Below are 22,811 nucleotides of genomic sequence, written 5' to 3'. Positions count from 1 at the left end.
CCTATAATCACCCGGGCTTCGGGGGGGGGGCGCATGTCGTACGGGTTACCGCGGAAGATCAGAATGGCATTCATCCTGCAGGCGCTGCTGGCGAGCCTGGCAGTGTTGCTTGGTGGCTATCTGATGGCGCTGGTGATCAAGTACGGCCTGATCAACGCGGTCCTGCAGAACGAAGCGCAGTACTACTGGCAGCAGAGTGCACAGGCCGCGGACCTGGCCCCGCCCAACACGTTGCGTATCCGCGGCTATCTGCACCCCGCCGGGCAGCCTGATACGGTGGTGCCTGCGCAGTTGCGTGCACTGGCACCGGGTTTTCATGAGCTGGAGTCCTTCGATCAGCTGGTGCTGGTCGATCAGCATCCGGAAGGACGGCTGTATCTGGTATTCCAGCGTTCGCCGGTACACCGCGCGGCCGTATGGGCAGGGGTTTTGTTGATCTTGCTGGCCATCCATGCGGCGTCGTGGCTGACCTATCGGGCCTCGTCGCGGCTGGTGGCGCCGGTGAGCTGGCTGGCACGACGGGTATCGCTGTGGGATCCACGCCACCCCGATGCCAATGAACTGGCACCGGAGCGCTTGCCGCCGGAGGTGCAGGGCGAGACCCGGCAATTGGCGCTGGCCCTGCATGACATGGCCGGGAAGGTGGCCGATCACGTGGCGCGCGAGCGCAATTTCACTCGTGACGCGAGTCACGAGCTGCGTACTCAGTTGACCGTGATCCGCATGGCCAGCGACATGGCCCTGGCCGATTCCGGGCTGCCCCCGCGCTTGCAGCGCAGCCTGCAGCGCATCCAGCGTGCAGGCCGCGACATGGAGGCGGTGATCGATGCCTTCCTGCTGCTTGCCCGCGAGGTGGATGTGGAGCCGCAGTCGGAGCTGTTCGATGTTGGTGAGGTGGTGCGCTACGAGGCCGCCAACGTTGAAGAGCTGTTGCAGGGCAAGCCGGTGCAGCTGCGGGTGCTGGTTGAAGGCAGCCAGATGCTGATGGCGCCGCCGCGGGTGATGCACGTGGTAGTGGCCAATCTGCTGCGCAATGCCTGCCTGTACACCGACGTTGGCGAGGTGGAGGTGCGGGTGATGCCGGGCCAGGTGGTGGTCCGCGATACCGGTATCGGCATGAGCAGCGAGGCGCTGGCGCGGATCTTCGAGCCCTTCTACCGGGCCGACGGTGGCCGTCAGCAGGGGCTGGGCCTGGGCCTGCCGATCGTGCGCCGCCTGTGTGAGCGCTGTGGCTGGCGCATCGAGATGGATAGCCGTGAAGGGCAGGGCACCACCGCGACCCTGCTGTATCGTTGAGACACGGTTTTGCGGTGGCGCCGGTAAGCAATGGCCAGATGTGGCAAAATTGGCGGCTAATCTCACGCTACCGGTGTCATTCCCCATGAGCGGTTATTCAGCCTCCAAGGTTTTGCGCAGCCGCGGCGCGGCAACTGGCAAGGTGTCGCATGGCTGATCAGATCGGGCATATGCCGCGTGGCCCCGGACGCATCCTCAAGGCAGCCAAGTGGTCCTGGCAGGGGCTTTGTGCGGCCTGGATGCATGAGTCCTCGTTCCGGTTGGAAGTCTGTCTGTTCGTGGTGCTGGCACCGCTGGCAATCTGGCTGGGCCAGAACCCGGTGGAGCAGATACTGATGATCGGCTCGATGCTGCTGGTGATCGCCATGGAGCTGGCCAACTCGGCCATCGAGGCGGTGATCGAGCGCTACGGCCCGGAGTACCACGTGCTTGCAGGCCGGGCCAAGGACATGGGCTCGGCCGCGGTCTTCGTGCTGATGATGAACGTGCTGCTGTGCTGGGGCCTGATTCTGCTGCCGCGCGTTTTTTGACAAGTCAGCCGCCGGGTGGCGCTGACGCAATGGTTTTATTGAAGGATTGTTCGCATGTCTCTTGAGTTTCTAGCCGACCCGAACGTATGGGTCACCCTGTTCATGCTCAGCGCACTGGAAATCGTGCTCGGCATCGACAACCTGGTCTTCATCTCCATCGCGGTCGGTCGCCTGCCGCCAGAACAGCGCCCGCTGGCGCGTCGTGTCGGCATCGCGGTGGCCTGCATCACCCGCATCATGCTGCTGATCTCGCTGGCCTACCTGGCGCACATGGAGGTGAACCTGTTCACCGTGGCCGGCATGGGGATTTCCATCCGTGACCTGGTGCTGATCGTGGGCGGCTTGTTCCTGCTCTACAAGGGTGCCAAGGAAATCCGCGAGTTGGTTACCGGCGGTGAAGATGAAGACCCGACCACGACCAAGGTGGCGTCGTCGTTCGGCATGGTGATCGCGCAGATCGCAGTGATCGACATCGTGTTTTCGCTGGACTCGGTGATCACTGCCGTTGGCATTGCCTCGCATGTGCCGGTGATGGTCTGTGCGGTGCTGTTGTCGGTTGCGGTGATGCTGCTGGCGGCCAACCCGCTGGGCCGTTTCATCGATGCCAATCCGACCGTGAAGCTGCTGGCGCTGGCCTTCATCCTGATGGTGGGCGCGGTGCTGGTGCTGGATGGTCTGGACGTGCACGTGCCCAAGCCCTACATCTATGCGGCGATGGGTTTCTCGATCCTGGTGGAATGGCTGAACCTGCTGATGCGCCGCAACGCCAAGGCCCACCACGTACCGGGTTCGGACAACTGGTAAGTGTTTGAAGGTCGGCACTGCCGGCCGAGAACCTGACCTGGAGGGCCGGCATTGCCGGCCCTTTTGTTTTTTGTGGGAGCGGCGTCAGCCGCGAAGCTGACCATCCTTCAGATTGCGGGCATCCCCGCAACTACAGCTGCACCGGCTTCGCGGCTGACGTCCCCCCCACAACAGCTGGGCCCGGGGCTTTGGTGGCCCCGCGGTCTTTGCAAACCTTGAACAGGCAACGTGGCATGCTCGGCACTCCAGCCATCCAGGGTCCGACCCATGCGCCAGTACCTTCGCCTGATGTTGCTTGTCATCGCGGTGATTTCCATTTCCGGCTGTGGCTACAACGCCATCCAGCAGAAGGATGAGGCGGTCAAGGCCGGCTGGTCCGAAGTGGTCAACCAGTACAAGCGCCGTGCAGACCTGATCCCCAACCTGGTCAATACCGTGCAGGGCTATGCCCAGCAGGAGCGGCAGGTGCTGACCGAGGTCACCAATGCCCGTTCCAAGGTCGGGCAGATCCAGGTCAATGCCGACGATGCCGATTCGCTCAAGCAGTTCCAGCAGGCCCAGGGTGAGCTCGGCAGCGCGCTGTCGCGCTTGCTGGTGGTCAGCGAGAACTACCCGACGCTGAAGTCGGACCAGAACTTCCGTGACCTGCAGGCACAGCTGGAAGGCACCGAGAACCGTATCACCGTGGCCCGCGGCCGCTATATCCAGCTGGTGCAGGACTACAACACCTACATCCGCTCGTTCCCGCAGGTGATCACCGCCAAGATGTTCGGCTATGCGGCCAAGCCCAATTTCACTGTCGACAACGAGGCGCAGATCGCGCAGCCGCCGACCGTGAGCTTCGGCACCCAGCCGGCAGCGCCGCAGCAGACGCCGCCGCAGCCCGCCCCGGCACAGTGAGCCGCGCGCGATGAGCGCGTTGCTGCAACGGTGCGGCTTGCTGCTCTGCCTGCTCGGCCTCGGCTGGGCTGGCCCGCTGCTGGCCCAGCAGTTGGCGCCGATCCCACCGCTGGATTCGCCGGTGGTCGATACCACCGGCACCCTCGATGCGGCGCAGAAGCAGGCGCTGGAGCAGCAGGCTATTGCCCTGCAGCAGCGCAAGGGTGCGCAGTTGCAGGTACTGATCGTGCCGACCACCCAGCCTGAGGACATCGCCCAATACAGCACCCGCGTGTTCGACCAGTGGGCGATTGGCCGCAAGGGTGTGGATGACGGTGTGCTGCTGCTGGTGGCCAAGGACGACCGCCGGGTGCGGATCGAGCCGGGCTACGGTCTGGAAGGTGCCATCCCGGATGCGATCGCCAACCGGGTGATCCAGGAATACCTGGTGCCGCACTTCCGCCAGAACGATTACGCCGGCGGGGTTACTGCTGCCAGTGCGGTGCTGGTCAAGATCATCGATGGCGAGGAACTGCCGACACCGGTCAGCAGCAACCGCGATGGTGGCGGTGGTAGTGGTGATTCGATCTTCTTCTTCGCGATCATGATTGGTGTGTTTGCTTCCACCTTCATGCGCATGCTGCTGGCCAAGCTGCCGCGGCCGATTCGTGGCGTGGTATCTGGATTGGTCGCCGGTGCTGCCGGCTGGCTGCTGCTATCGGTGGTTGGCGGTGGCATCGCCGGCTTGGTGGCGTTCCTGCTGTCACTGGGCAAAGGCTCCAGCGGCGGTTTCGCCAGCGGTGGTGGCTGGGGCGGCGGAGGCGGTTTCGGTGGCGGCGGCTTTGGCGGAGGCGGTGGAAGCTTCGGCGGAGGCGGTGGTTGGGGCGGTGGTGGTGGACGTTCGGGAGGCGGTGGCGCCTCGGGGAGCTGGTGATGCGCTGGTTACGACATTTCTTCGCTCCCTCCGCGCATGCTGCATTTCCGGAGCCGAGCCTGGACCGGATCGCCCGTGCCATTGCCGACGGTGAGCGGCTGCACAGTGGGCAGGTGATGTTCGCGGTTGAGTCCGACCTGCCGCTGGCGCTGTTGTGGAAGGGCACCAGTGCACGTGCCCGCGCCGAGCATGCCTTCGCGCTGTTGCGCACCTGGGACACCGAGGCCAACAACGGCGTGTTGATCTATCTGTTGCTGGCCGACCATGCCATCGAGATTGTCGCCGACCGTGGGCTGCAGGCGCGGGTGGATGCGGCGCAGTGGCAGCTGATCTGCGATCACCTGCGGGGGCAGATCAGCGGGAATACCCGCGAGGAAGCAGTGCTGGCAGCGGTGGCCGAGGTCTCGCAGCTGCTGTCGGCGCACTTTCCACCCGACCCGGCAGGGCGCGCCCGCAATGAGCTACCTGACCGCCCGCAGGTGTTCGGCTGAACCATGGGTTGAGTGGCAAGGGCCGCTACCCCGAGAATAGGGGCTGGTTCGCCTGACAGTGCCCGCATGCTCTTTCTTCATGACATAGACCCCATCGCTTTCTCGCTAGGTCCGATCGATGTGCACTGGTACGGCATCATGTACCTACTTGGCTTTGCCGCCGCGTGGTGGCTGGGCCGCTCACGCATCCTCGCTGGGCGCTTGCCGGGCGTGGATATGAACGGGTTCTCCGACCTGCTGTTCTACGCGATGCTGGGCGTGGTGCTGGGTGGACGCATCGGCTACATGCTGTTCTACGCAACGGCCGACTTCCTCGCCAATCCGCTGATCCTACTGCGGGTCTGGGAAGGTGGCATGAGTTTCCACGGTGGCTTGCTTGGTGTGCTGATCGCCGGCTGGTGGTGGACACGCAAGCACAAGCTGCACTTCTTCGACACCATCGACTTTGTTGCGCCGCTGGTGCCGCTGGGCCTTGGCTTCGGTCGCTTGGGCAACTTCATTGGTGGCGAGCTGTACGGCAAGTTCACCAATGCCGGCTGGGGCGTGATCTTCCCGCATTCGCCGCTGAAGGACATCCCCGCTGGCTTGCCGGCGATGGAGCAGCTGCTATCGGCGGCGCAGATCCAGCAGGACTATGTTGCCGGCCTGCTCAGCCAGTACGCCCGCCATCCCTCGCAGTTGTATGAAGCGCTGCTGGAAGGCCTGGTGATGTTCCTGGTGCTGTGGTTCTACTCGATGAAACCACGGCCGCGTTACGCCGTGTCCGGCCTGTTCGCGTTGATGTACGGCAGCTTCCGCTTCCTGGTCGAGTTCGTGCGCATGCCCGACAACGGCGTATATGTAGCGTTTGATTGGTTGACCCGCGGCCAGATCCTGAGCCTGCCGTTGATCGTGTTGGGCTTGGTGTTGCTGGCAATGTCGCGCCGCGCGCCGGTGTTGCAACCGGTGCTCCCACTGGAAGAGAAGAAGGCATGAAGCAATATCTGGATCTGCTGCAGCATGTGATGGAGCACGGCACCGAGAAGTCCGACCGCACCGGCACCGGCACGCGCAGCGTGTTCGGCTGGCAGATGCGCTTCGACCTCAACCAGGGCTTCCCGCTGGTCACCACCAAGAAGTTGCACCTGCGCTCGATCATCCATGAGCTGCTGTGGTTCCTGAAGGGCGATACCAATATCGCCTACCTCAAGGACAACAAGGTCAACATCTGGGACGAGTGGGCCGATGCCAATGGCGACCTCGGCCCGGTTTACGGCAAGCAGTGGCGCAGTTGGGCTACCGCCGATGGCCGCGAGATCGACCAGATGCAGTGGCTGGTGGATGAGATCAAGCGCAATCCGGATTCGCGTCGGCTGGTGGTTAGTGCCTGGAATGTGGGCGAGCTGTCGCAGATGGCGCTGATGCCCTGCCACAACCTGTTCCAGTTCTACGTGGTCGACGGCAAGCTCAGCTGCCAGCTGTACCAGCGCAGCGGCGACATCTTCCTCGGCGTGCCGTTCAATATCGCCAGCTATGCCTTGCTGACGCATATGGTGGCGCAGGCGACCGGGCTGGGCGTTGGCGATTTCGTGCACACGCTGGGTGACGCGCATATCTATTCCAACCACTACGAGCAGGCACGCGAGCAGTTGTCACGCGAACCGCGCGCGCTGCCCAAGCTGTGGTTGAACCCGGAAGTCACCGATCTGTTCGGCTTCCAGTTCGACGACATCCGCATCGACGGCTACGACCCGCATCCGGCAATCAAGGCGCCGGTGGCGGTGTGATGAAGCTGTCGATGATCGCCGCGCTTGACCGCAATCGTGGCATTGGCCATGACAATGCGATGCCGTGGCATCTGCCGGATGACTTCAAGCACTTCAAGGCGCTGACCCTCGGCAAGCCCATCCTGATGGGGCGCAAGACAGCCGAGTCGCTGGGCCGCGCGCTGCCGGGGCGGACCAATCTGGTGTTGACCCGTAGCGGCCAGGTGCCGTTTGCCGGCATGCGTGCGGTGGCTTCGTTGGATGAGGCGCGGGCGATTGCGGCAGGCGAGGGCGCTGACGAGTTATGCGTGATCGGTGGTGGCGAGATCTATCGGCTGCTATTGGATCAGGCCACCGATCTGCACCTGACCTGGGTGGATACCGAGGTGGCTGCGGATACGCATTTCCCGGAAGTTGATCCGGCGTTGTGGCGTGAGGTGGGCAGCCAGGCGCATGCGATTGATGAGCGGCATGCGTTTGCTTTCCGGTTTGTGCACTACGTGCGGCGCTGAGTTGTACTGAAGCTAAGAGCTAAAAAGCTACCCCTCCCCAACCCTCCCCTTGGCTGCGCCAAAGGGAGGGGGTAGAAGCCTTGGCTGCGCAAGATGCCGTAGCCGGTGGGATCAGCTCCCTCCCTTTGGCGTAGCCAAGGGGAGGGTTGGGGAGGGGTAGCTCTTTGTATTTGGCTTTAAGAGCCCCGTACGACAGTCAATCACCCAGGCATCCGGTAATGCCCAATGATCGTGTGCCGGAACAACAGATCCTGCTCCTGCGTACCCTGGGCGATGTTGTGCAGCACCAACGGTGTGCCATCGGCCAGTCGCCGATCCGACACGATGCCTACGTGCAGCAGGCCATTGCCATTGAGCTTCCACGCCACGATGTCACCAGCGGCATAGTCGTCTGCGAGTGTGCTGATCGGTAGTTCCCAGCCTTCGCGTTGGAACCAGCGCATCTGGTTGGGCACGCGGCGGTGGTCGATGTTCCGATCCGGCCGCGATAGCCCCCATAGCTGCGGATAGGCGGCGAAGGCACCGCGCATGTCGTCGTTGATGCGTTGCTGCAGGTCAATGCCCTGCGTGCGCAAGGCGCGGATCACCACATCGGTGCAGACGCCGCGATCAGGCGGCGGGTCGCCGTTGGGATAGCTCAGGGAGAGATACGCCGGATCGTAGCGGGTGGTGACCCCGATCTGCGCCCGTGCAGCGGTAACCAGCGGTGGCGAAACCGCAGCTGGGGCGGCTGGGACAGATTCGATTGCTGCTTGCGGCGGCGGGTTGGTCTGCGCGCTGTCCGCTTGCGGACGGCACGCGGCAAGCAGTGCGATGACCATCAGCAGCAGTGCTGATGATGGCCAAGGCCTCATGCAGCCGGTCCGTTGTTGTCCGGCGTGGGAGTGTTGTTGCCGCTGCCGTTTCTTCCGCGCGGACGATGGCGGCGCGGGCGGCGGCGCTGTTCGCCGCTGCGTTCGGGGCGGGGCGCTTCAGTGCGTGGCTCGGGTTTGGCTTCGGGCTTTGTCTCTGCTTTGGCTTCCACGCGCGGCTTGCGCGGCGGATGCTGACCCGGCACCGGAACCGGCACATCGCGGCCCGGCACCTGCACGATGCGCAGGTCTTCACTATCCAGTTGCAGTGCGGTGAGCTTGCCACCCCAGACTGCGCCGGTATCGATGGCGTGCACGCCCTGGGTGATGGTCAGGCCCAACGCCGACCAATGGCCGCAGACCATCTTCAGTTCACGCTCGACCCGGCCAGGTACTTCGAACCACGGGTACATGCCTTGCGGCTGGGTGCCCGGGGTGCCCTTGTCTTCCATGCCGATGCGCCCGCTTGGGGTGCAGTAACGCATGCGGGTGAAGATATTGATGATCGCGCGCGAGCGGTCGTAGCCGCTCAGGCCCGGCGACCATGCCGGCTTGTCGCCGTACATGTTGCGGAACAGTTTGCGGTAGCCGTTGCCGTGCAGTTGCAGCTCGACTTCGCGGGCGTGCTTCTCGGCCAGCGCCACGGTCCACTTCGGCGCCAGGCCGGCATGGAACATCATCCAGCCCAGCTCACGGTCCACGTGTGCCAACTTCTGCATGCGCAGCCATTCCAGCAGCACGTCGCGGTCCTCGGCCAGCACGATGCGCTGCAGGTCCGGATTGACCTTGCGCTGCTCCTCTTCACTGCGGGCGCCAATGGCCAGCAGTGACAGGTCGTGGTTGCCGAGCACGGTGACGCTGTGTTCGCGCAGCGAGTGCACAAGCCGCAATGTTTCCAGCGACTGGCCGCCACGGTTGACCAGGTCGCCGGCGAACCACAGTTTGTCTGCAGCCGGGTCGAAGTTGATCTTCTCCAGCAAACGCTGGGTAACGTCGTAGCAGCCTTGCAGGTCGCCAATTGCCCAGGTCGCCATCAGTGCAGCGTCCTTGGGATGGCGAGTACGAAAGGCGCGATCGGTGCGGCGAACTCGGTGCCGTCGTCGGCGATCATGTCGTAGTGGCCTTGCATGGTGCCACGCTCGGTACCGAGCATCACTCCGGAGGTGTAGCGGAATTCCTCGCCGGGGCGCAGCCGTGGCTGTTCGCCGACCACACCATCGCCATCGACGGTCTCGACCCGGCCTTCGCCGTCGGTGATGCGCCAATGGCGGCTGATCAGCCGCGCCGGCATGGTGCCGCGGTTGTGGATGCGGATCGTGTAGGCGAACGCAAAGCGGCCGTCTTCAGGGGCCGACTGGTCGTCGATGAAACGAGGCGAGACCTCGATCTCGATCGCGTAGTGGCGGGATTCTTCCATGGGAGGAGTGTAAGCAAAAGCAGGTGATCGGATTGCGTGTTTGCAGCGCTTATTCGTGCGGCAGGTTGGCAAGCCTGATGAAATCGGCAACTTCCAGCTGTTCGGCGCGGGCATCACTGCGCACACCGGCGGCTTCGAACTGGGCCTGGTCGATGACGCCGTTGAGGGCGTTGCGCAGGGTTTTGCGGCGCTGGCCGAAGGCGGCGCGGACCACGTCGGCAAAGCGCTTGCGGTCGTTGATGCCGATCGTGGCCGGGTCGCGCGGGATCAGCTGCACTACGGCCGAATCCACCTTCGGCGGCGGCCGGAATGCGCCTGGCGGCACCACGAACAAGGCGCGCACCTCGCAGAATGCCTGCAGCATCACGCTCAGCCGGCCGTAGACCTTGCTGCCGGGGCCGGCGGCCATGCGGTCGACCACTTCCTTCTGCAGCATGAAGGTCATGTCCGAGATCGCGGCGGCATGGTCCAGTGCGTGGAACAGGATCGGCGAGGAGATGTTGTAAGGCAGGTTACCGACCAGACGGATAGTGGAGCCGGCGGCCAGCTCGGTGAAGTTCACCCGCAGCACGTCGCTGTGGACGATGGTCAGCTCGCCCAGCGGCGCGGCGGCTTCGGTCAGCGGCACGATCAGGTCACGATCGAACTCGATGACCGTGAGCTTGGGGTGGCGGCGCAGCAGCGGGAAGGTGATGGCGCCCTGGCCCGGGCCGATCTCGACCAGGCGGTCGTCGCCCTTCGGGTCGACCGCCATGACGATCTTTTCGACGTAATACTTGTCCGCCAGGAAGTGCTGGCCGAGCTGCTTCTTGGCCGGGGCGGTGAAGCCCGTGCGCGGGGAATGATCTGAATTCATGTGCTGATTTTACGTTGTGCAGCCAGCTGCGCGCATAACGCTGTTGCCGCAAACAGGCTGGAGGGGTCGGCCACGCCTTTGCCGGCGAGGTCCAGGGCGGTGCCATGGTCCACCGCGACGCGCGGGTAGGGCAGGCCCAGGGTGATATTGGTGGCCTGTTCGAAGCCGCTGTACTTGAGCACCGGCAGGCCCTGGTCGTGGTACATCGCCAGCACCGCGTCGAAACCGGCCAGTTTGGCTGGCAGGAAGGCGGTATCGGCGGGTAGCGGACCGATCAGGTTCAGGCCTTCGCCACGCATCTGCTCGAGCAGCGGGATGATCAGGTCCAGCTCTTCACGGCCAAGATGGCCGTCTTCGCCGGCATGCGGATTGAGCCCGAGCACGGCGATGCGCGGCTGCGCCAGGCCGAAATCGCGGCGCAGGGCCGCAGCGGTGGTGCTGATGACCTTGCGCAGGCTGTCTGCCGTGATGGCGTCGGCGACGTCGCGCAGCGGCAGGTGGGTGGTGGCCAGGGCCACGCGCACGATGTCATTGGCCAGCATCATCACCACCTCGACGCCAGCCTGGTTGGCCAGCAGTTCGGTGGTGCCGCTATAGGCGATGCCGCCCTGGTTGATCACCGCCTTGTGCACCGGGCCGGTGACCACGCCATCAAGGCTGCCGTCCAGGCAGGCCTGGCCGGCGCCAAGCAGGGCATCGATCACTGCATGCGCATTGCGCGGGTCGGCCTGGCCGAACTGCGAGGGGCTGGCGTTGCGGACTTCACGCAGGCGCAGGTCGCCGGGGCGGCTGGCGGTGGCGTGTTCGGGGAGTAACTGCAGCGGCAGGTTCAGTGCGCTGGCGGCGGCCCGCAGGGTATCCGGGTCCGCAAACGCCAACAGCCGGCAGTCACTGCGCGGCTGTTGGGCAAGACGTATGCAAAGTTCCGGGCCGATCCCAGAGGGCTCGCCCGGAACCAGAGCGAGCTGGGCAGCCATGGATCAGGGCTTGGCCGGTGCTGCCGCCGGTGTACTGGCCGGCGTACTGGCTGAATCGGCATTGCCCTCGGCACGGTCACCGCTACGGAAGCTGACGTAGGCTTCGCCACGCAGTTCCTGCAGGTAACGGTTGTACTCGTCGTCCAGCTTGCGGCGGCCGATCTGTTCACGGACCTGGGCGCGCTTGTTGTTGTCGCTGACGTCGGTCTGACGGCTGGCCACGCGCTGCACGATGTGCCAGCCGGCGTCGGTGCGGAACGGGGTGCCTACGCCGTTGTCGGCCAGGCCTTCCACCTGCTTGCCGAAGTCCGGGCCAAACGCATCGGCCGGGAACCAGCCCAGATCACCGCCCTGACCGCGGCTGTTGGTGTCGTCGGAGGACTCCTTGGCCACGGCCTGGAAGTCGGCGCCACCAGCGATGCGCGCACGCAGGGTCTCGATCTTGGCCTTGGCCGCAGCATCGTCGACCTGGTCAGTGACGCGTACCAAGATGTGGCGAGCGTGGTACTCGGTGACCTTCTGGCCGCTGTCGCCAGCGCCGCCGGCATCACGGGTTTCCACCAGCTTGAGCAGCTGGAAGCCGCTCGGGCCACGGATCGGGCCCAGCACGTCGCCGGCCTTCATGGTCTTGATCTGGTTGGCGAACGCGCTGGGGATTTCGTCGGCACTGCGCCAGCCCAGGTCGCCGCCTTCCAGCGCGTTGGGGCTGTCCGAGTAACGGACAGCGGCAGCGGAGAAGTCCAGTTCGCCCTTGTCCAGCAGGTTTTTGACGCCATCGACCTTGCTCTGGCCAGTGGCGATCTGCTCGGCAGTCGCGCCTTCCGGCACGGCAATCAGGATGTGTGCCAGGTGGAACTGTGCGCCGCCGGCATTCTGCTGGGCCAGCGCGGCATCCACTTCGCCTTCGCTGACGCTGATACGGCTCTGCGCGAAGCTCTGGCGCAACCGCTGGGTGATGATTTCCTCGCGCACCGAGTTGCGGAAGTCGGAGAAGCCGATGCCGTCCTGGCTCAGACGCTGGCGCAGACCATCAACGCTGGTGCCGTTCTGCTGGGCGATGCTGCCGATGGCGTGGTTCAGTTCTTCATCGCTGATGCGGATACCGCTGCTTTCGGCACGAGCCACCTGCAGCTTGACCAGTACCAGTCGCTCCAGCACCTGACGTTCCAGCACCGATTCAGGCGGCAGCTGGGCTTCACGGCCGGCGTACTGGCCCTTGATGTTGGCGACCGCACGCTGCAGTTCGCTCTGCAGGATCACGCCCTCATCAACGACGGCGGCAATGCGATCCAGCGGTTGCGTCTGCTGTGCAACAGCCGGGGCGGCAACGCCGGAGAACGCCAGCAAGGTGGCGAGGACTGCAGGAAGGGTCTTGGTCATGGAATCTGGTTGGGATCGTAGTCGGCGTCGTTCGCCTCGATATTGCTGGGCGGAACGAGGTAGAGGTCGTCTCGGTTGTAGCCGAGAATAGCACGGCGCAAGGTGCGGTCCGTGTTCTGCCCGACCGAGCTCAGGCCCTTGAGCACGAACTCGATCTGGAACGAATTGTTGAGGTCACCTTCGCGGTTTTTGACGTAGCGGCGGGCCAATGCGCGCACTGCAAGACAGCAGCTGTCCCACTGCACACCGCCAATGATTTCCAGCGGCTTGCTGTCGAGCATGGAGTAGTAATAGCGCCCGACGATGCTCCAGCGGGGGTTGATCGGGTACAGGAAATTGAAGTCGGCCTGCTTGAGCTGCGCGGTGCCATCGCCGGGGTTGCCGCGGTAGCGGTAGCTCAGGTTGATCACGCCGTCGTCGGGCAGCAGGTAGCGTGCACGCACGCTGGCCAGGTCTTCCTTGCGGAACTTGGGATTCCACTGGTAGGTGGTGCCCAGGGTCCAGCGGTCGGTCAGGGCCCAATTGACGTCGGCCACCCAGGCGGACTTGCTTTCGCTCACCACCGGGTCGCCGGGGTTCACGGTGACCCGGGAGTCTTCGAAATAGCTGATCTGACCGATGCTGGCCGAGAGCTTTTCGCGACCGTCGGCCTGACGGATCAGGCGGGTGGTCAGCGCTGCGGTCAGCTGGTTGGCATCGTTCTGGCGGTCGGCGCCAGTGAAGCGCGAGTCGCGGAACAGCTGGCCCCAGCTGAAGGTGAAGGCGCGGGTGTCGAACAACGGCAGATCCGACTGGTCGCGGTACGGGGTGTTCAGGTAGAACAGCCGTGGTTCCAGCGTATTCAGGTACGACTTGCCGCCGAGTGTGGTCTCGCGGTCGAAGAACAGGCCCATGTCGATGCTGGCGATGGGCATGCTGCGGCTGGGCGAGGTATTGCCGCGCAGCTGTTCCGGAGTGGCGGTGGCCGGGTCGATGCCCGACGCACGCAACTGCTGGGCACGGATGCTGTCGGCCAGGCCGCGCTCCAGGTCATAGGCGGTATAGCGCCAGGCCAGGGTCGGGGTGATGTACCAGGCGGCGCCGCCCAACGGCATCGACACGTACGGTTTGATGTCCAGACGCGAGCCGCCGAACATCCGGGTGACATCCCCGGTGCGGATGTACTCGCCATCGGCATTGATCGCCTTCTGGCGGATGTCGTCATGGGTGAAGCGCACCGCTTCGGCATACACGCCGGCTTCAAACCAGTGGGCGAAGTTTTCATCCCAGGTGGCGAACAGGCGCGGCTGGCGGCTGTAAGGCAGGGATGATTCGGTCAGCGTGTAATCGGTCAGCTGCCATTCGTCGGCCATGATGCCGGCGGTCCATGCGCGGCCAGTGCCGTACAGGCCGGCCGTGCTCTGCAGGTTGGAGGCGGTGATGCCGTTCAACCGGTTGGCAAAATCTTCGACATAGCGCTCGTCGCTGACCCAGGCCAGGTTGGCGCGGGCCTGCCAGTTCTTGTCGATGTTGTGATAGCCGCCGTACGACAGAGCGCCGCGATCACGGTCGCGCAGTGAATCGTTCGGCATATAAGTGGTATCCAGCTGACCACGGCCGCCGGAGTACAGATAGCGGAACTCGTTGTCGAGCAGCAGCCCGCGCTTGCTCATGTAGCGCGGGGTCAGGGTGTCGTCGTAATTCGGCGCCAGATTGAAGTAAATCGGCTGCGCGTAATCAAAGCCATTACGCCCGGACATGCTCAGCTTTGGATAGAGCAGGCCGGTCATGCGGCGGTCGTCGATCGGGAACTTGAAGTAGGGCATGTACAGCACGGGCACCTTGCCCACGCGCAGCACCGCATTGCGGGCGGTGCCGAAACCTTCTTCATTGTCGACATCGATCTGCGGCGCTACCAGCTTCCAGACCGGCTGCGAGGGATCGCAGGTGGTATAGCTGGAGTGGTGCATCTGCCCGGTCGAGCCCTGCAGGTCGACGGAATCGGCCGAGCCGTTGCCGCGACGGGAAACCAGTTGGTAACGGATATCGCTGATCTTGTGCGAATCCGTTTCCTGATTGCCTTCGGCGCGCTCGGCCACCATCCGGATCGACGAGTCTGAATAACGGACATTGCCCTCGGCGATGTAATTGCCACTTTCGGTGTCCATGCGCAGCGTATCGGCGCCCATGAACTGGTCGCCACGCTTGAGCAGCACATTGCCTTGGTATTGCGGGATGGTGCTGGTACCGGTGAGCTCGTTGCCTTCGATGTTGGTAGGCAATTGCTCGCGATTGGCCGCCGCAACGGGGTCCGCCGGTGGTGCCTCGTCGAAGGCGGGCAAGACGTCGGTGGCCGGGCACAGGCCCCAGTTGGCCGGCTTCTCGTCGGCCCAGGCGGGCAGGCAGATGGCAATGCCCAAGGGCAGGGGAAGCAGGCGGAGAGCTTTGCGCACGCGGTTCGCATTCGGGGGAAAACGGTCGCTAGCTTGCCGCATCGCCTGCATGGGGGCAATGAAAGCCTGCCGGATGGGCCGGGCAGGGTTCATCCATCAACGGCTTGCGAGCAGTTCCTGGACATGCGCGACGCTGCATTCGCGCAGGGCCTGCAGGTCGTAGCCGCCCTCCAGCATGGATACCACGCGGCCGCTGCCATGGCGTTCGGCGAGCTTGACCAGCTCGGCGGTCAGCCAGCCGAAGTCCTCGGTTTCGACCATCAGATCGGCCTGTGGGTCGCGCATGTGGGCATCGAAACCTGCCGAAATGAACAGCAACTGCGGCCGGAAGGCCTCGATCTGCGGAAGCATCTCGTCGGCCCAAGTGTTGCGGAAGCGGAAGCCGCCGCTGCCCGGCGGCAGCAGGATGTTGCAGATATTGCCTACCCCGCGCTCGCGCATATTGCCCGAGTATGGGAACAGGCCCGACTGGTGGGTGCTGTAGTAGGCGATCTTGGGCTCGGTTTCGAAGATGGCCTGGGTGCCATTGCCGTGGTGTACGTCGAAATCGACGATGGCGATGCGCTCCAGGCCGTATTTGTCGCGGGCGTAGGCCGCGGCCACGGCGATGTTGTTGAACAGGCAGAAGCCCATCGCGGTATCGGCGGTGGCGTGGTGGCCGGGCGGGCGCACCGCACAGAATACGTGCTTGTTACCTTCTTCCAGCATCACCGCATCGACCGCAGCGACGCCGGCACCGGCCGCATGCAGGGCAGCGCTGGCCGAGCCGGGCGAGCTGAAGGTATCCAGATCGATGCGCCGCAGTGGCGCGGTCTGCACCTGCAGCACTGCGTCGATCAGTTCGCGGGTATGCACCCGGGCCAGTTCGCCGAGCTTGGCTGGCGGCGCGTTGCGCCACTCCAGCTGGTCCGGGAACTCGGCGCGCAGGGCTGAGATGACGGCGTGTAAGCGCTCCGGCGACTCGGGGTGATCGATGCCGGGATCATGTTCAAGGCAGGCAGGGTGGGTGAATACCAGCATGGCCGCACTGTAACCGTCGACGCCGCGCAGTGCGCGGCGCCGTATGGGAGGGGAGGATCAGCCGTGACGGCGTTCGTGGTTCCACAGTACTTCGCCATGGCCACCGGCCCGGGCAAGTACGCGGGACAACACGAACAGCAGGTCGGACAGGCGGTTCAGATAGCGCACCGCTTCGGCACGGATGTCTTCGACACGGGCCAGTGCCACGGTTTCACGCTCGGCACGGCGGACGATGGTGCGGGCCAGATGGCAACGCGCCGCGCCCTCGCCGCCAGCTGGCAGGATGAAATCCTTCAGCGGCGGCAGGTCATCGTTATAGCGGTCCAGGTGCTGCTCCAGCGCGTCGATGTCGGCGCCATGGATGGCGGCGTGGCCGGGGATGCACAGTTCGCCACCGAGGTCGAACAACTGGTGCTGGATGGTGGTCAGCAGCGTGCGCACGTCCTCGGGCAGGTCAACGGCCAACAGCACGCCGATGGCCGAATTGGCCTCGTCGATGGTGCCGTAAGCGTTGACCCGCAGCGAATCCTTGCCGATACGGCTGCCATCACCCAGACCGGTGCTGCCATCGTCGCCGGTGCGGGTGTAGATCTTGGAGAGGCGGTTACCCATTGCTCAGCGCGCCCTTAGTGGGCAACGCGGCCAGCGGCCGGCTGCTTGCTGACGGCTTCAGCCATAACCTGTACCAGCGCGGCAGCACCGATGTACATGGCAGCGCTCTGCATGTAGGGCAGCAGCCAGTCGCTGTAGTTTTTGGCCCAGCCAGCGAAGGTCGGCTCGGCGACCGATGCGCTGATCCAGTAGAAGCTGCCCTGCGCGATCAGGTGGCACAGCGCGACCGAACCGATCACGGTGGCGGCCAGCATGCCCAGCGACTTGAGGCTGGCGCTGCGGTAGTAGCGACGCAGCAGCATGCCGCCGGTCCACATCGCGAAGTAGGCCGGGATCAGCATCCAGTAAGCAGCCGAGACGCAGTAGTGCTGCCAGAAGCTCATGCCCTGGTTGGAGATCACCACCCAGTCAACCACAACAGCCAGGCCCATCAGCAGCGGGAACGCCCAGCGGGTCCAGTTGCGCAGGTAGAAACCGCCAATGAAGAACACCGCCCACGAAGCATCCGGGATCGGTGCGAAGTGGTTGAGGCGGGTGCCGGCCATCAGCAGCACGAGCAGGGACAGGATGATGGCGCGTTGAGCGTTGGCGGTCATGGTGGCGATTTCCGTTAATCAGACCGCCATTCTAGCCGCAGTGGGGGTGAACCGGCGGTTGCACTGCGGCAAGGCGGCGGCGACCGGGCGGGTGCAGCCCCGTTATCATTGGCCCATGAGCAAGAACCATGACGTAGTGATCGTCGGTGGTGGGCTGGTTGGTGCCAGCCTGGCCATCGCATTGGACCGGCTGGGGCTGGATGTGGGCCTGGTCGAGGCGACCCCGGGCGGCGCGCTGCCGGCGGTATTCGACCAACGCAACCTCAGCTTTGCCGCAGCCACGATCAATGCGCTGACCGCGCTGGGGGTGATGCAGAAACTGAGCAACCCCGGCGGCCCGATCCGCCGCATCCATGTCAGCCGCGCCGGTGATTTCGGCAGGGTGCTGATGCAGGCCGCCGATTACGGCCGCGAGGCGTTCGGCCAGGTGGTGGTGGCGCGCGACTTTGGTGAGGCGCTGGAAGCCCGTCTGGGTGAACTGCAGCAGCTGACCCGCTACCGCCCGGCGAAGTTCGTTGGTTTGGGTGCGAGCAGCGACGGTCGCCGCGAAGTATTGATTGCCGACGACAGCGGCGAGCAGCGCCTGCAGGCGCGGCTGGTGGTTGGCGCCGACGGCACCCGCAGCGCGGTTCGGCAGGCGTTGGGTATCGACGTCAGCGAACACGATTACCAGCAGACCCTGTTTGTGGCGCGGCTGCGTGCGGCCAAGGTACCGGACGGCTGCGCCTATGAGCGCTTCACCGATACCGGCCCGACCGCGTTGCTGCCGCGTGGCGACCGCCATTACGGCGTGGTCCATGGCGTCGCCCGCGCCGAGGCGGATGCGGTGATGGCGCTGGATGACGCGGCGTGGCTGGCGCGGCTGCAGGATGCCGTGGGTTGGCGCGCCGGGCGGCTGCTGGAAAGCGGCCCGCGCAGCGCCTACCCGTTGATCCAGGTACTGGCGCAGAAGTTGGTTGGCGAGCGCGCGCTGTTGCTGGGCAATGCCGCGCAGACCATCCACCCGTTGGGTGCGCAGGGTTTCAACCTGGGCTTGCGCGATGCGCTGACCCTGGCCGAGTTGATTGGTGACGCGGCCCAGGACCCGGGCAGTGAGGATCTGTTGCAAGCCTATGTGGCGCGGCGTGGCCCGGACCGCGAGCAGACGCTGGCGTTCTCCGATGGGCTTGCCCGTTTGACCAGCAATGCGACGCCGCTGATACGGCCGCTGCGCAGCCTGGGTTTTGTTGCCGCGGCGCAGGCCCCGGCGGTGCAGTCCTTCCTGGTTGGCGGAGCGATGGGCTTCCGTGGCCAGGTGCCTGAGTTGTGCAGGAGTGAGGCGCGATGAGCCGGCGCGGACAGTGGGATGCGGTAATCGTCGGCGGTGGCGTGGTTGGCGCGGCGTGTGCGCTGGCGCTGGCCGGGGAAGGTCTGCAGGTAGCAATGGTGGAAGGCCGCGAGCCGCCGCCGTGGTCGCCACAGAAGCCGGACCTGCGGGTATTCGCGTTTGCTGCCGATAACGCCGCCCTGCTGGAATCGCTGGGCGTGTGGAAACAGGTAGATCAGGCCCGCGCCCGTGCGTACCGACGCATGCGGGTGTGGGATGCAGGTGGTGGTGGCGATCTGACATTTGATGCCGACACGCTGGGCCGGCGCGAGCTGGGCTGGATCGTCGAGAACGGCCTGCTGGTGGATCGGCTGTGGGCGGCGTTGCCGGCTGCGGGCGTGCAGCTGTATTGCCCGGCGCGGGTGGAAGCGATGGAGCAGGACGCGCAGGGCGTGCGCCTGCGCCTGGATGATGGCCGCCGCGTGGAGGCATCAATCGCGATTGCTGCCGATGGTGCCGAATCCACCCTGCGCAGCTTGGCAGGGTTGGAAGTCAGCCGGCATGACTACGGCCAGCGCGGCGTGGTCGCCTATGTGGACAGCGTGTTGCCGAACGAAGACACCGCCTGGCAGCGCTTCCTCGATACCGGTCCGTTGGCGGTGCTGCCGTTCGAGCGCAACCGCAGTTCCATCGTCTGGACCCTGCCTGATGCCGAAGCCGAGCGCGTGCTGGCCTTGGATGAGGACAGTTTCAATCGCGAGCTGACCAATGCGTTTGCGGGGCGTCTGGGTGACATGCGTTTGGTCTCAGCGCGCGCGGCGTTCCCGCTGCGCCGGCAATTGGCTAGCGCATATGTCGCCGGGCGCGTGCTGACCTTGGGCGATGCGGCGCACGTGGTGCATCCGCTGGCCGGGCAGGGTGTGAACCTGGGCCTGCGCGATGTGGCCGGCCTGCGTGATCTTGTGCGCGAAGCCAAGCAGCGCCGGCAGGATTGGAGTTCTCCGCACCGCCTGCAGCGCTGGGCACGTACCCGTCGCAGCGAGAACACGGTAGCCGCTTACAGTTTCGATGCGATCAACAAGGTGTTCTCCAACGACGAGATGCACCTGACCTTGGCGCGTGGCGCGCTATTGGGTCTAGCGGGAAAAATGCCGCCACTGATGTCGATGTTCTGGAAGCGCGCATCAGGCCTGTAGGTAATGTAGTGCCGAGCCATGCTCGGCAGAGGCTTTACCAGCAATGCCAATGTAGTGCCGAGCCATGCTCGGCAGGTGCTCTATCGGTAATGCCCCAGCCGAGCATGGCTCGGCACTACAGATGAAGCCCCAGCCGAGCATGGCTCGGCACTACAGGTGACGCGTCAGCGCAACCAGCCTGCCAGCTGCTCACGCGACAACTTGCCGCGACGCGCTGTATCCAAAGCATTGAACTCATCAGCCAGGGCCGGATTGGCCTGTGCTTCCTCGCGGCTGATGAAGCCATCACCATCCACATCCATCGCGGCGAAGTCGATGTGGTAATTGCCGATCACGCTGTCCGGCTGGATTGAACGGACGGTGACCTGCGCCTGATCGGTAGGCATCAGGATCTGCGTGGAATGGGTGACCTTGCCGGTAGCCAACGACTGTTCGCGGACATGTACTGGCGCCTCCACCAGTGGCGCTGTCACCGCGCCTTGGGATGGCGCGGTTTGAGCGTGCAGCGTGGCAAATGGCAGTGCGCTGAACAACAGCAGGGCAAGGCGGGGGGCTGTAGACACGGGGGCCTCTTGGTCAGGAATAAATCGCCGGGATGATGACCCCCTCTTGCCGCTTACTTCTTCAGCCAACCTTCCAGTTGGGCCTTGCTCAGGCGGCCTCGGTGCTGGGTGTCGATGGCGTTGAATTCGCGTTCAAGGGTTGGGTCGGCTTTGGCTTCCTCGCGGCTGATATAGCCGTCGTGGTTGCGGTCCAGCTTGGCGAAGTCGATATGGTAATCGCCCTTGATGGAGTTCGGCTCCTCGGAGGTGATGGTAACCGGGGTGCCGTTCTCATCCAATGTGACCTTTCCGGTTTGCTGGGCGAAAGCCGGTGCAATGGCTGTACAAAGCAACAGCGCAGGCAGCAGGCGGAGCATGTTCATCTTGTTTCTCCTTCCTCGCGGTGATGACGTATCGCCGAGGCAATGCTCTTCCCTGCAAAGTTAACTGTTGCTCAAAAAAACATGCAGACACTGCAATCGTTGCTGAGGGTTCAGCCCGGGATGAACGGAAAAACCAGTTTCAACAGGCCTTTCAAGCCACCTTCGGCGGTAGAGCTGATCGCCTTCGCGCCCAGGCTGTTGAGCGCACGGCGCAGATCGTCCCAGCGCAGCTGGGTGACATCCTTCTTCAGCAGGTCGGCGACTTCTTCCGAGGCCGGGGCCAGCTTCTTCAAGGCATCCAGCGTGGCCTGCGGATCGGGCTGCAGGTAATTCCAGCGTTCAGCGATGTTGAGCAAGGTGTCGAAGCGCACCGCCACCACTTCGCGGTTGCGCTCATAGACCGGGATCGCACCGACATCGAGGATGGCCTGCTCGAAGCGCTGGGCATCGTCGGGGTGCTCGATGCGGACCGCGAGAAAACCTTCCTTGCGACTGCGCTCGCTGACGTGCTTTGCGCCGGAGCGCAGATTGGCCTCGGTAAGCACCGCGGCGACGATGCGCTGCAGGGCGGCCTCACCTTCTTCCGGTACCAGCGCCCGCCAACGCGCATAGCCATCGCGACGCAGGCCCTTGACCTTGGCCGGAGTGACCCGCAGCTGCAGGGCAACGGTGGCATTGGAATCGCTGCGATTGATAGCGCCATCGCGTTCGATCAACACGAAGATCAGCAGTTCAAGATCACGCTTGGTCAGTGACTGGAAACCCTGCATCAGAGTCAGGCGCAGAAACTCATTGCCGAAGCCGGCCGGGTCCTTCAGTTCGATGCTGTGCATTGCGGTTCCTCCCATGAGCTACAGCATGCCTGATATGGATTGCAGCAGCTGAGACTGGATCAGCGTTCGGCTGAAGGCTGCAAGCCGTATTCTCGGCCTGGACGGTCGGCCTGGAAGGTTTCCACCGCGCCACGGTCCTGCAGGGTGACGAAGACCTGGCGCCCATCGCTGCCGCCAAAGGCGAGATTACTGGGCTTGCGGCCCTTGAGCGGCACCTCGCGCAGCAGCTTGCCTTCGGGCGAGACCACCGCGATCACACCGGCATCGTAGCGGGCGATATAGAGATTGCCGTCGGCATCGCAGCGCATGCCGTCCATGCCATGGTCATCGAAACGGATCAGCAGTCGCTTGTTGGTGATGCTGCCGTCGGCAGCACGGTCGTAAACCCAGACATTGCGCTGCACGCTTTCGTTGACGTACAGGCGCTGGCCGTCGGGACTGACCTCGATGCCATTGCTGGTGCCCATGCCGGATTCGAGCAGATGTACGCTGCCGTCGCGGTCGATGCGCCATAGCTGGCCATCATCAACCTTTGCCCAGTTGGGATCGCTGGCGTAGAGGGTGCCATCCGGGGCAAGGGCGATATCGTTGGGCTGGTGCGCATCGGGCAGGTGCGCGAAAACGCTGACGCTGGTTGAGCCTGGTGCCACGCGCAGGATGTTGTGACGCGGGTAATCGGCGATATACATCGTGCCATCGCTGCCGAAACGGATGCCGTTGCCGATGCTGCCTTCGGGCAGAGTGAGGAAAAGCGTTGCCTTGCCGGTTTCGTCAACGCGGCCGATGGTGCCGTCCTTGCCGATGTTCACCACGTACAGCGCGCCATCCGGGCCGGTCGCCGGGCCTTCGATGCCGGTGGTGAAGGTGCCGTCGCTGACGTGGTCGCGGACGATGAAGTTGTCGGCGGCCAAAGCAGTGCTGCTCAGGGTGATGAGCGCGAAGGCGGCGTTGCAGGCAAGGCTGATCTGGCGGGCGATGGCGGCGACTTCCGTGTTGGTGGAAGCGCGAGTGTGCCAGAGGCTTGGGGTGGAGCGGAGTGTGGTTGCTTGGGCAACCATGGAGGCGGGGTATGTAGTGCCGAGCCATGCTCGGCAGAGGCTTTACCAGCGCAATGAAATGTAGTGCCGAGCCATGCTCGGCAGAGGTTTTAACCGTAATGCCCAGTCACATATAAACAAAAGAAGCTGCCCACGATAGCAAAAATGTATATATCGGTGGT

The 22,811-nt window shown here is 64.3% G+C and carries 25 protein-coding genes; 11 read left to right on the top strand and 14 right to left on the bottom strand.

Features of this window, described 5'->3' with window-relative positions; all coding sequences use genetic code 11:
* The first annotated feature begins 33 nt into the window (after positions 1-33).
* From ACVOMB_RS16505 to ACVOMB_RS16465, 9 genes are all read left to right on the top strand, one after another.
* On the top strand, positions 34-1,296 hold the full coding sequence (locus ACVOMB_RS16505) for a sensor histidine kinase (protein ID WP_481532173.1): 1,263 nt from the start codon (positions 34-36) through the stop codon (positions 1,294-1,296).
* Between the two features lie 149 nt (positions 1,297-1,445).
* A complete protein-coding gene (locus ACVOMB_RS16500) occupies positions 1,446-1,826 on the top strand; it encodes a diacylglycerol kinase (protein ID WP_481532172.1) in 381 nt (126 codons plus the stop codon).
* A 54-nt stretch (positions 1,827-1,880) separates the two neighbouring features.
* Positions 1,881-2,630 carry a TerC family protein gene (locus tag ACVOMB_RS16495; protein ID WP_481532171.1) on the top strand — a complete coding sequence of 250 codons (750 nt, stop codon included), beginning with the start codon at positions 1,881-1,883 and terminating at the stop codon, positions 2,628-2,630.
* A 267-nt stretch (positions 2,631-2,897) separates the two neighbouring features.
* The gene (locus ACVOMB_RS16490; protein ID WP_346499746.1) at positions 2,898-3,530 is read left to right on the top strand and encodes a LemA family protein; all 633 of its coding nucleotides are present in this window, start codon (positions 2,898-2,900) and stop codon (positions 3,528-3,530) included.
* Positions 3,531-3,540: 10 nt separating this feature from the next.
* Positions 3,541-4,443, top strand: coding sequence for a TPM domain-containing protein (locus ACVOMB_RS16485; protein ID WP_481532170.1), 903 nt, complete (start codon positions 3,541-3,543; stop codon positions 4,441-4,443).
* Positions 4,443-4,934, top strand: coding sequence for a TPM domain-containing protein (locus tag ACVOMB_RS16480; RefSeq protein ID WP_481532169.1), 492 nt, complete (start codon positions 4,443-4,445; stop codon positions 4,932-4,934). Before ACVOMB_RS16485 ends, ACVOMB_RS16480 begins: the two co-directional genes overlap by 1 nt.
* A gap of 66 nt (positions 4,935-5,000) precedes the next feature.
* Positions 5,001-5,909, top strand: a complete 909-nt coding sequence (gene lgt / locus ACVOMB_RS16475) for a prolipoprotein diacylglyceryl transferase (protein ID WP_481532168.1) — start codon at positions 5,001-5,003, stop codon at positions 5,907-5,909.
* On the top strand, positions 5,906-6,700 hold the full coding sequence (locus tag ACVOMB_RS16470; protein WP_481514025.1) for a thymidylate synthase: 795 nt from the start codon (positions 5,906-5,908) through the stop codon (positions 6,698-6,700). The genes lgt and ACVOMB_RS16470 overlap by 4 nt, the downstream gene beginning before the upstream one ends.
* On the top strand, positions 6,700-7,191 hold the full coding sequence (locus ACVOMB_RS16465; protein WP_481532167.1) for a dihydrofolate reductase: 492 nt from the start codon (positions 6,700-6,702) through the stop codon (positions 7,189-7,191). The genes ACVOMB_RS16470 and ACVOMB_RS16465 overlap by 1 nt, the downstream gene beginning before the upstream one ends.
* 200 nt (positions 7,192-7,391) lie before the next feature.
* Here ACVOMB_RS16465 and ACVOMB_RS16460 read toward each other — a convergent pair whose 3' ends face one another.
* The 10 genes from ACVOMB_RS16460 to ACVOMB_RS16415 all read right to left on the bottom strand — a co-directional run bounded on the left by ACVOMB_RS16460 (position 7,392) and on the right by ACVOMB_RS16415 (position 17,332).
* Complete coding sequence (locus ACVOMB_RS16460; protein ID WP_481532166.1) at positions 7,392-8,045, bottom strand: DUF1287 domain-containing protein; 654 nt, start codon at positions 8,043-8,045, stop codon at positions 7,392-7,394.
* On the bottom strand, positions 8,042-9,076 hold the full coding sequence (locus ACVOMB_RS16455) for a symmetrical bis(5'-nucleosyl)-tetraphosphatase (protein ID WP_481532165.1): 1,035 nt from the start codon (positions 9,074-9,076) through the stop codon (positions 8,042-8,044). Before ACVOMB_RS16455 ends, ACVOMB_RS16460 begins: the two co-directional genes overlap by 4 nt.
* Positions 9,076-9,459, bottom strand: coding sequence for a Co2+/Mg2+ efflux protein ApaG (gene apaG, locus ACVOMB_RS16450; RefSeq protein ID WP_481532164.1), 384 nt, complete (start codon positions 9,457-9,459; stop codon positions 9,076-9,078). The genes ACVOMB_RS16455 and apaG overlap by 1 nt, the downstream gene beginning before the upstream one ends.
* Before the next feature lie 49 nt (positions 9,460-9,508).
* Positions 9,509-10,315 (bottom strand): 16S rRNA (adenine(1518)-N(6)/adenine(1519)-N(6))-dimethyltransferase RsmA, encoded by an 807-nt coding sequence (gene rsmA / locus ACVOMB_RS16445; protein WP_481532163.1) that lies wholly within the window; start codon positions 10,313-10,315, stop codon positions 9,509-9,511.
* Entirely contained in the window at positions 10,312-11,292 is a 981-nt protein-coding gene (gene pdxA / locus ACVOMB_RS16440) for a 4-hydroxythreonine-4-phosphate dehydrogenase PdxA (RefSeq protein ID WP_481532162.1), read from the bottom strand. The genes rsmA and pdxA overlap by 4 nt, the downstream gene beginning before the upstream one ends.
* Before the next feature lie 3 nt (positions 11,293-11,295).
* Positions 11,296-12,672, bottom strand: coding sequence for a peptidylprolyl isomerase (locus ACVOMB_RS16435; protein ID WP_481532161.1), 1,377 nt, complete (start codon positions 12,670-12,672; stop codon positions 11,296-11,298).
* On the bottom strand, positions 12,669-15,104 hold the full coding sequence (gene lptD, locus ACVOMB_RS16430) for an LPS-assembly protein LptD (RefSeq protein ID WP_481532160.1): 2,436 nt from the start codon (positions 15,102-15,104) through the stop codon (positions 12,669-12,671). The genes ACVOMB_RS16435 and lptD overlap by 4 nt, the downstream gene beginning before the upstream one ends.
* A 96-nt stretch (positions 15,105-15,200) precedes the next feature.
* Positions 15,201-16,124, bottom strand: coding sequence for a histone deacetylase family protein (locus ACVOMB_RS16425; protein WP_481532159.1), 924 nt, complete (start codon positions 16,122-16,124; stop codon positions 15,201-15,203).
* A 57-nt stretch (positions 16,125-16,181) separates the two neighbouring features.
* Positions 16,182-16,736 carry a cob(I)yrinic acid a,c-diamide adenosyltransferase gene (locus tag ACVOMB_RS16420; protein WP_481532158.1) on the bottom strand — a complete coding sequence of 185 codons (555 nt, stop codon included), beginning with the start codon at positions 16,734-16,736 and terminating at the stop codon, positions 16,182-16,184.
* 14 nt (positions 16,737-16,750) lie between these two features.
* Positions 16,751-17,332 (bottom strand): hypothetical protein, encoded by a 582-nt coding sequence (locus ACVOMB_RS16415; protein WP_481532157.1) that lies wholly within the window; start codon positions 17,330-17,332, stop codon positions 16,751-16,753.
* 115 nt (positions 17,333-17,447) lie between these two features.
* On the opposite strand from ACVOMB_RS16415, the gene ubiH reads away from it, so the two are divergent.
* Both ubiH and ACVOMB_RS16405 read left to right on the top strand, forming a co-directional pair.
* Entirely contained in the window at positions 17,448-18,659 is a 1,212-nt protein-coding gene (ubiH, locus tag ACVOMB_RS16410) for a 2-octaprenyl-6-methoxyphenyl hydroxylase (protein ID WP_481532156.1), read from the top strand.
* Positions 18,656-19,834: a UbiH/UbiF family hydroxylase gene (locus ACVOMB_RS16405; RefSeq protein WP_481532155.1), complete on the top strand. Its 1,179-nt coding sequence runs from the start codon at positions 18,656-18,658 to the stop codon at positions 19,832-19,834. The genes ubiH and ACVOMB_RS16405 overlap by 4 nt, the downstream gene beginning before the upstream one ends.
* A 164-nt stretch (positions 19,835-19,998) precedes the next feature.
* On the opposite strand, the gene ACVOMB_RS16400 is transcribed toward ACVOMB_RS16405, so the two are convergent.
* The 4 genes from ACVOMB_RS16400 to ACVOMB_RS16385 all read right to left on the bottom strand — a co-directional run bounded on the left by ACVOMB_RS16400 (position 19,999) and on the right by ACVOMB_RS16385 (position 22,650).
* Complete coding sequence (locus ACVOMB_RS16400; RefSeq protein WP_481532154.1) at positions 19,999-20,397, bottom strand: EF-hand domain-containing protein; 399 nt, start codon at positions 20,395-20,397, stop codon at positions 19,999-20,001.
* A gap of 53 nt (positions 20,398-20,450) precedes the next feature.
* Positions 20,451-20,759 carry an EF-hand domain-containing protein gene (locus tag ACVOMB_RS16395; protein ID WP_481532153.1) on the bottom strand — a complete coding sequence of 103 codons (309 nt, stop codon included), beginning with the start codon at positions 20,757-20,759 and terminating at the stop codon, positions 20,451-20,453.
* A gap of 110 nt (positions 20,760-20,869) precedes the next feature.
* The gene (locus tag ACVOMB_RS16390; protein WP_481532152.1) at positions 20,870-21,592 is read right to left on the bottom strand and encodes a hypothetical protein; all 723 of its coding nucleotides are present in this window, start codon (positions 21,590-21,592) and stop codon (positions 20,870-20,872) included.
* A 59-nt stretch (positions 21,593-21,651) separates the two neighbouring features.
* Positions 21,652-22,650 carry an SMP-30/gluconolactonase/LRE family protein gene (locus ACVOMB_RS16385; RefSeq protein WP_481532151.1) on the bottom strand — a complete coding sequence of 333 codons (999 nt, stop codon included), beginning with the start codon at positions 22,648-22,650 and terminating at the stop codon, positions 21,652-21,654.
* Between the last annotated feature and the right edge of the window lie 161 nt (positions 22,651-22,811).

The organism is Stenotrophomonas sp. STEN018 (assembly GCF_056760235.1).
This window is presented reverse-complemented; position numbering and strand designations above follow the sequence as displayed.

Coding starts and splice junctions, on each gene's coding strand:
- ACVOMB_RS16435 (WP_481532161.1), bottom strand. CDS start 12,672: ATGACCAAGACCCTTCCTGCAGTCCTCGCCACCTTGCTGGCGTTCTCC.
- ACVOMB_RS16480 (WP_481532169.1), top strand. CDS start 4,443: ATGCGCTGGTTACGACATTTCTTCGCTCCCTCCGCGCATGCTGCATTT.
- lgt (WP_481532168.1), top strand. CDS start 5,001: ATGCTCTTTCTTCATGACATAGACCCCATCGCTTTCTCGCTAGGTCCG.
- ACVOMB_RS16485 (WP_481532170.1), top strand. CDS start 3,541: ATGAGCGCGTTGCTGCAACGGTGCGGCTTGCTGCTCTGCCTGCTCGGC.
- ACVOMB_RS16460 (WP_481532166.1), bottom strand. CDS start 8,045: ATGAGGCCTTGGCCATCATCAGCACTGCTGCTGATGGTCATCGCACTG.
- ACVOMB_RS16425 (WP_481532159.1), bottom strand. CDS start 16,124: ATGCTGGTATTCACCCACCCTGCCTGCCTTGAACATGATCCCGGCATC.
- pdxA (WP_481532162.1), bottom strand. CDS start 11,292: ATGGCTGCCCAGCTCGCTCTGGTTCCGGGCGAGCCCTCTGGGATCGGC.
- ACVOMB_RS16470 (WP_481514025.1), top strand. CDS start 5,906: ATGAAGCAATATCTGGATCTGCTGCAGCATGTGATGGAGCACGGCACC.
- ACVOMB_RS16415 (WP_481532157.1), bottom strand. CDS start 17,332: ATGACCGCCAACGCTCAACGCGCCATCATCCTGTCCCTGCTCGTGCTG.
- ACVOMB_RS16420 (WP_481532158.1), bottom strand. CDS start 16,736: ATGGGTAACCGCCTCTCCAAGATCTACACCCGCACCGGCGACGATGGC.
- ACVOMB_RS16385 (WP_481532151.1), bottom strand. CDS start 22,650: ATGGTTGCCCAAGCAACCACACTCCGCTCCACCCCAAGCCTCTGGCAC.
- ACVOMB_RS16490 (WP_346499746.1), top strand. CDS start 2,898: ATGCGCCAGTACCTTCGCCTGATGTTGCTTGTCATCGCGGTGATTTCC.
- apaG (WP_481532164.1), bottom strand. CDS start 9,459: ATGGAAGAATCCCGCCACTACGCGATCGAGATCGAGGTCTCGCCTCGT.
- ACVOMB_RS16495 (WP_481532171.1), top strand. CDS start 1,881: ATGTCTCTTGAGTTTCTAGCCGACCCGAACGTATGGGTCACCCTGTTC.
- ACVOMB_RS16465 (WP_481532167.1), top strand. CDS start 6,700: ATGAAGCTGTCGATGATCGCCGCGCTTGACCGCAATCGTGGCATTGGC.
- ACVOMB_RS16390 (WP_481532152.1), bottom strand. CDS start 21,592: ATGCACAGCATCGAACTGAAGGACCCGGCCGGCTTCGGCAATGAGTTT.
- rsmA (WP_481532163.1), bottom strand. CDS start 10,315: ATGAATTCAGATCATTCCCCGCGCACGGGCTTCACCGCCCCGGCCAAG.
- ACVOMB_RS16405 (WP_481532155.1), top strand. CDS start 18,656: ATGAGCCGGCGCGGACAGTGGGATGCGGTAATCGTCGGCGGTGGCGTG.
- ACVOMB_RS16505 (WP_481532173.1), top strand. CDS start 34: ATGTCGTACGGGTTACCGCGGAAGATCAGAATGGCATTCATCCTGCAG.
- ACVOMB_RS16455 (WP_481532165.1), bottom strand. CDS start 9,076: ATGGCGACCTGGGCAATTGGCGACCTGCAAGGCTGCTACGACGTTACC.
- ACVOMB_RS16500 (WP_481532172.1), top strand. CDS start 1,446: ATGGCTGATCAGATCGGGCATATGCCGCGTGGCCCCGGACGCATCCTC.
- ubiH (WP_481532156.1), top strand. CDS start 17,448: ATGAGCAAGAACCATGACGTAGTGATCGTCGGTGGTGGGCTGGTTGGT.
- ACVOMB_RS16395 (WP_481532153.1), bottom strand. CDS start 20,759: ATGAACATGCTCCGCCTGCTGCCTGCGCTGTTGCTTTGTACAGCCATT.